Source organism: Bradyrhizobium sp. P5_C11_2 (genome assembly GCF_054049755.1).
Window position 1 is genome coordinate 1 of sequence record NZ_JBFULT010000513.1, and the last position, 5509, is coordinate 5509.

Annotated in this window: 5 protein-coding genes; 2 read left to right on the top strand and 3 right to left on the bottom strand. The window is 66.9% G+C overall.

Annotation, left to right across the window (positions count from 1 at the left end; translation table 11 throughout):
- Positions 1-104 precede the first annotated feature (104 nt).
- Positions 105-1322 (bottom strand): DUF1501 domain-containing protein, encoded by a 1218-nt coding sequence (locus ACXJL8_RS32565; RefSeq protein WP_456623419.1) that lies wholly within the window; start codon positions 1320-1322, stop codon positions 105-107.
- Positions 1323-1324: 2 nt separating this feature from the next.
- Positions 1325-2896, bottom strand: coding sequence for a DUF1800 domain-containing protein (locus tag ACXJL8_RS32570; protein WP_456623420.1), 1572 nt, complete (start codon positions 2894-2896; stop codon positions 1325-1327).
- 102 nt (positions 2897-2998) lie between these two features.
- Between ACXJL8_RS32570 and ACXJL8_RS32575 the strand changes: the two genes are divergently transcribed.
- A complete protein-coding gene (locus ACXJL8_RS32575) occupies positions 2999-3202 on the top strand; it encodes a cysteine-rich CWC family protein (RefSeq protein WP_456623421.1) in 204 nt (67 codons plus the stop codon).
- 427 nt (positions 3203-3629) lie between these two features.
- Positions 3630-4403 carry an outer membrane protein gene (locus ACXJL8_RS32580; RefSeq protein ID WP_456623422.1) on the top strand — a complete coding sequence of 258 codons (774 nt, stop codon included), beginning with the start codon at positions 3630-3632 and terminating at the stop codon, positions 4401-4403.
- Between the two features lie 45 nt (positions 4404-4448).
- Here the strand turns inward: ACXJL8_RS32580 and ACXJL8_RS32585 are convergent, their stop codons facing one another.
- Positions 4449-5147: a glutathione S-transferase family protein gene (locus tag ACXJL8_RS32585; protein ID WP_456623423.1), complete on the bottom strand. Its 699-nt coding sequence runs from the start codon at positions 5145-5147 to the stop codon at positions 4449-4451.
- Positions 5148-5509 lie beyond the last annotated feature (362 nt).

A 5509-nucleotide genomic window follows, 5' to 3' on the forward strand; every position in this document is an offset into this window, starting at 1 on the left:
GCCATTTGAGCAACAGAGTGCCCTGCCCCTCACCCGGATCGCACCGGACGATGCTTCGCATCGCCGGGGCAATCCGACCTCTCCCCGCAAAGAGCGGGGAGAGGTTAAGTCACCAGCCCCTTCATCGGTCTCGCGCTCGCGCTGTCCGGGAACACCGTCTCCGCCAGCACGCGATCGGACAGGCCGAACTGTCCCTGCAGCACGCCCTTGATCACGGAGCGCAAGTCCGTGGTCGGCTTGAGGTCGCGCCCCTCGTAGAGATTGGCGAGCTTGAGGCCGGGCCAGTCGGCGATGACGCGGCCGCCCTTCACCGCGCCGCCGGCGAGCAGCGCGATCGTTCCGGTGCCGTGATCGGTGCCGTCGGTGCCGTTGATGCGCGCGGTGCGGCCGAACTCGGTGGCGACGACGACCACGGTGTCGCGCCAGCGCTCACTGAGCCCGCTCTCGAATTCGGCCAGCGCGCCGTCGAGCCCGCCGAGCAGGAACGCCAGACGCCCCACAGGCCCGCCTTCATTGGCATGCGTATCCCAGCCGTCGAAGGCGAGTGCCGCGATGCGCGGGCCGTCGTCGGCCGCCATCAGTTTTGCCGCGCCGCGCGCCACCTGCCGCATCTGCGCGACCTGGTTGCCACCCTTCGGCTTCATGTCGTCGCCGCTCGCGACCTTGTCGAGTTGAAGGCCCTGCGACAGGGCTGACGCCAGCACGGGGTCGCGGTGACGATAGAGATCGACCAGCCGCATCGCCGTGTCGTCGTCGGCCTGCGGCAGCGCGACCGGCGCCCAGCCGACGGTCGGCGCATTGCCGCGCAGCACCAGCGGCGTGGTGGGACCGACCGCGAGACCTGAGGACACCCGCTCGCCGCGCGGCAGCGCTTCGAGCGCGCGATTGAGCCAGCCCGACTGGACGCGGCCGGGGCCGGCATATCCGCTCTCGAGCACGTCCTGGCCGTCGAAATGCGAACGGTCGCGATAGGGCGTCGCAACCGCGTGGATCACCGCCGCGTGCCTGTCGCGGTACATGCGTGCGAATTCCGGCATCGCCGGATGCAGCGCGAAAAACGAGTCGAGCATGATCGCGGGATGCGCGCCATCCGCCGTGAGCGCGATCGATCCATGCAGGCCGGCATAGTCGGGATCGCCGACCGGCGCGACGGTCGAGAGCCCGTCGAGTGCGCCGCGCAGGATCACCACGATCAGCCGGGGATCGCGTCCGTCGGCCGCGCGCGCGAATTTCGGCAGATAGGCCCAGGCCGCGAAGGAGGCGCCGCCGAGCAGCAGGCCGCGGCGCGAGGTGAGGAGCCGGTTCTCGACGCAGTCGATCATCATCATCTCCTCTGCATTTCCGGCGACATCAACAGCAGCGCCAGCGCCTGCTGGCGCGACTCCGCGCGCTCGATGGTCCGCCGCGTCTCGACCGAGGCCGCATCCGCTGCCGCGAATTCCAGCAGGTCGAGCGGATCGATGTTGGGCCCAAGCCGCGCACCCATTTGTGCGGCGATATCGAGCCGGAGCTTGATGCCTTCCGGCGCAGCCCACGCCGCGTTGGTGTCGGGAAAACCGTTGGGGCCTGCGGGGGTCCACAGCGGCTGGCCGAGCAGGTTCAGATTGTTGAGATAGCCGCCCGGATCCTCCGGCACGCGCGCGAGCAGACGGCCGCTCGCGACCAGGAAATCGTATGGGCTGCGCATCTTGGTCAGCGGCGCCTTCCAGGCTTCGTCGGAATCGACCAGCGCGGTTGCCAGCGCCTTGAGATCGCCGTCGGTCTTGACGAAGACGTCGCGCAATCGCGCCACCAGGACCTGCGGCGGATCGTCGGCGACGAAATGACGGACGAATTTAGTGGCGATGAAATTCGCGGTCGACGGATGGCGGGCGATGTCGGCGAGCGCGGCCTCGCCCTGCGCAAGGCCGGTCGCCTCATAGCTCTTGCCGAGCAGGACTTGCGGCCCCGGCTGGTGCGCATTGGCGTTGAACACGAACGAGCCGGGCGCACCGAGCTGGCCCTGCCGGCCGGCAAAGGTCCAGCCGGTGATGATGCGCGCCAGCGAGGTGACGTCGTCCTGGGTGTAGCCGCCGCCGACACCGAGCGTATGCAGCTCCATGATCTCGCGCGAGAGATTCTCGTTCAGCCCGCGCTTGCGATTCTGCCCCGCGCGTGACTCCGGCCCGAGCGATTGCTGGTTATCGAGAAAGAACAGCATCGCCGGGTGCTGCTCGGCGGACCTGAGCATGTCGGCGAAACGCCCGAGCACATGCGGGCGGATCGCCTCGCGCTCGAACGCACCGGCCCAGATCCGCGCCAGTTCGCCCTTGCTCGCGGAGATGCAGAAATGGTTGGACCAGAACGTCACCAGCCGCTCGGTGAAACCGCACTCGACCAGTGTCGCGCGCTGCAGGCGCGCCAGCGCCTCCGCGCGAAACGTCTTCTGGATCACGTTGAGCGGCTGCGGTGCGGGCTTTGCGGCGGGCGGTGCGGCGGCACTGGGCTGCATGCTGTCGGGCTTGATGCTGTCGTTCCTGGCGGCATTGTCCGCCGGTTTTGCTTCCGTCATCTGGCCGGCGATCTCGGTCGCCACGGTGTTCAGCGAGAGATTGCGGCGCAGCCCGGGCTTCTGATCGGCCGGCGCCGGCGGCGCCTCGGTCGTCGCGCCGGCTTTCGCCGCCGCCTCGCGCGCCTGCTTGACCTGGTCCTGATAGGCGAACACGGCCTGGCCCAGCTGCGGCGTCGATTGCAGGCCCGGGGCCTCCAGCAGCACGCCGTTGGGGCGGGCGAGCTCCGCCTTGACGAAACCGCGCGGGTCGGACGCCGCGTTGATGAGATCGCCGGACGCCCCGCCGCGGGCACCGAAGCCGAAGCGGTTGAGCGCAACGAGGGCGGCTTGCGAATCGCGGGCCATCAATTTGTCCTGAGCGCTTTGCGAGCGTGCGCGCGGCGCGTAATATACCGCAGCGGGAGATGAACCCGACATGAAAATGACGGCCAAGCTTTTGCGCAAATCATGACAATTCCGAAAGAATCCTCAACGCAGGAACCGGCACCGCGCCGCCTCGCCTGCTCCCGCTGCGGCACCGAGTTTGGCTGCGACCTCTCGGGCACCTGCTGGTGCGCGGAGGAGACCGCGCGCCTGCCGATGCCGGTCAAGGGCGAGGATTGCCTGTGCCGGTCATGTTTGCGGGAGGCGGCGGCGAGCGCGGCGAAGTAGTCCGCGACTGTGCGCGTGAGACGCGAGTACGCGCCCACCTCCGCTGTCGTCCTGGCGAAAGCCAGGACCCATTACCCCAGGGAGATGTTTGGCGACGACTCGTCGTTCGGTACTGCGACCGACCGCACGCGATAGATCACGCGGTATGGGTCCTGGCTTTCGCCAGGACGACCTCGGGGAGAGAGTGAGCGCGGCAGCTACACCGCATGCCCCGGCGGCTTCCGCGCGATCGGATATTTCCTGCCCGATGTCGTCACGAGCATCATCATGTCAGTCTCGACGCCGTTGCCGAGCAGCGGCGTGACATTTCAGGGACAGCCCATCGGCCGGCCCCCTGCTACTGAGCTACCTGAGATTTCATCGGTTAGGGGTTTCCATGGCACGAATTTGCTTCTCACGAGTCGCGCTCTTCGCGGCCATCGGAGGAATGGCGTCCGTCTCCGCGGCGGCGGCAGCTGACGTGCAGGCCCCGGTCTACAAGGCCTTGCCGGCGGTCGCGCCGTTCAGCTGGACGGGATTTTACGTTGGCGGAACCGCTGGCGCGAGCTGGACCAACGCCGATACGAGTCTCAGCGCTGTCAACGGAGCGATTCCGCTCTACTTCCCCGCCGACATTCCCGGACTGAACGCCATCGGTTCGCCGGGCCTATCGGGAACCAGTGCGATCGTCGGCGGCAAGGCCGGTTACAATCGGCAATGGGGCAGTTTCGTCGCCGGTGTCGAAGGCGACATTTCGTGGCGCCACTTCGACAAGATGGTCGCGACGGCCGGCAGTCCGTTCCTGACCTTCCCCCTTGGCACCGCGGCGTTCACAACAACCGTCTCGACCAACTGGCTCGCGACCATTCGCCCCCGCATCGGTTATGCGGTCGACAAGGCACTGTTCTACGCCACCGGCGGTGTCGCCATCGGCGACGTCAAATATTCGAACACCTATGTGGGCTTCTCGCCGCTCGGATTCGGCTTGGAATTCGAGACGGCCGCGGCCAGCCAGACCCGGGTCGGCTGGACTGTCGGCGCCGGCATCGACTATGCGATCACGCCACATTGGGTGGTGAGCGGGGAATATCTGCACGTGGACCTCGGTTCGGTCTCCACCTCCGGCTTGGTCACAACCGGCAACACGCCCACTGCGACGTTCAACGTCTCGACCAAGCTGCGCAGCGACATCGGCCGCTTCGGCATCGCCTACAAGTTCTGACGCAAGTCGGGCTCGCGCCTTCGGCCGAGCCCGCCCTCCGATCTGCTACACCGCGTGCCCCGGCGAGGTCCGCGCCATGCCGTCGAACGCATCGAGCAGCTTGTCGCGCCACGCATAGATCGGGTCGTCCGCCTCCAGCAGCTTGAACGGGCTGACCACGCGCGCCCATTGGAAGCCGCCGAACACGATGTAGTCGGCGTAGTTCGGCGCATCGCCGCCGAGATAGGCCTGCTTCTTCAAGGTCTGCCGCATCACCTCGAGCGACTTGCGGAACGCGATCACGCCGGCATCGCGGCTCGCCATGATCTCCTCCAGCGTCTTGCCGCCAAATCGCGCCTCGCGCGATTGCCGGAAATAAGCGGCATCGACGTCAGCCAGATTCGTCGGAATGTCGGCGACGATCAGCGGAAAGATGCCGCCGACGATGGCGATGTCGCCCCAGGCGTTGATCATGCGCGCCATGGCCCGGCCGCCCTCACCGCCGAACAGCGACGGGCTATCGGGAAAATTGTCTTCGAGATAATTCGCGATTGCCCAGGAATCGACCACCGGCCTGTCGTGATGCAACAGCACCGGGACCTTCTCGGAGCCGTGCGGCGCGATCGCGCTTTTCTCGGTGAAGCGCCAGGGAAGCGATTCCGCCGACAACCCCTTGTGCGCCAGCGCGAGGCGCGTGCGCCAGCAATACGGGCTGAACGGGCGCGAGGTGTCGGTGCCGACGAGTTCGTAGAGTTTGAGTGACATGACTGGCGGGCTCCACATGCTCCGTCATTGCGAGGAGCTCTTGCGACGAAGCAATCCAGACTGCCGCCGCAGGGACATTCTGGATTGCTTCGCTTGCGCTCGCAATGACGATGTGGAGAGAGGTGCCGCGCTGCTTCTTCTCCCTCTCCCCGTTCTTACGGGGAGAGGGTTGGGGTGAGGGGCTGTCTCCGCAATCACGGTAAGAGACGGACTCGCGGAGACTCCCCCTCACCCGGAATTTGCTGCGCAAATTCCGGCCTCTCCCCGCAAGCGGGGAGAGGCGAAGAAGTCACCGCCCGTGCGTTCGCAACAACCGCTCGCCATCCTCCGTCACCGCGATGACCAGCCCGACACCCGCAAGC